Genomic DNA, 819 nt, shown 5'->3' with positions numbered 1-819 from the left:
CTGCAGCGCGACGCCGACGCGCATTTCCGGTCGTACGCCGGCTGCCACCAGATGGCGCGCCAGCCGCGCCGCGCGCGCATCGACTTCACCGCGCGTCAGCGCGCGATCGATATCGGCGACGCCGCGTGCGTCGGGCCGTGCCTGTGCATGCGCGGCGATGCGGGCATGAACGGGCACGAACGGTACGGATTCGGTTGCGCCCGCCGGCGCGTTCCACGCGAAAAGCTGCTCGCGCTCGGCGGCGGGCAGCCAGTCGAGATCGCCGACCGGCATGTCGGGGCGCGCGAGCGCATCGGCCAGCAGCGTGACGAAGCGCGCGGCCAGCCGTGAAATCGCGTCTGCTTCGAACAGGTCGAGCGCATAGATGAATGCGGCGTCGAACGTGCCGTCCGGCGTCGCTTCGACCGAAAGCGTCAGGTCGAATTTCGCGGATGGCGTGCCCGACGGCAACAATGCGGCCGACGCCGCGCCGAGCGCCGGCAGCGCGCGGCGCTCGCCGTACGCGGCCATCACCTGGAACAGCGGATGGTGGCTTGCACTGCGCGGCACGCCGAGCGCGTCGACCACCTGCTCGAACGGCACGTCCTGGTGCATCTGCGCGTCGACGAGCGCACGCTGCGTGCGCGCGACCAGCGACGAGAAATCGCCGTGCGCGGGCACATCGACATCGATCGCCAGCGTGTTGACGAAGAAACCGATCAGGCCCGCGACTTCCGCACGTTCGCGGTTCGCGGCCGGCACGCCGACGCAGATGCGCGCGTCGCCGGTCGAGCGCGCCAGCAGCGCATCGAGCGCGGCGAGCAGCACCGCGAACGGCGT

Annotated in this window: 1 protein-coding gene; it reads right to left on the bottom strand. The window is 71.3% G+C overall.

Going from position 1 to position 819, the window contains the following annotated elements; translation table 11 throughout:
- On the bottom strand, positions 1-819 hold an 819-nt coding region (locus G3N99_RS40965), incomplete at both ends, for a condensation domain-containing protein (RefSeq protein WP_241012109.1).

Origin of the sequence: Burkholderia sp. Ac-20392 (genome assembly GCF_017104585.1) — a bacterium.
Lineage (GTDB): Bacteria > Pseudomonadota > Gammaproteobacteria > Burkholderiales > Burkholderiaceae > Burkholderia > Burkholderia lata.
The sequence above is the reverse complement of the archived record's forward strand: the minus strand, read 5'-3'. Positions and strand labels throughout refer to the sequence as shown.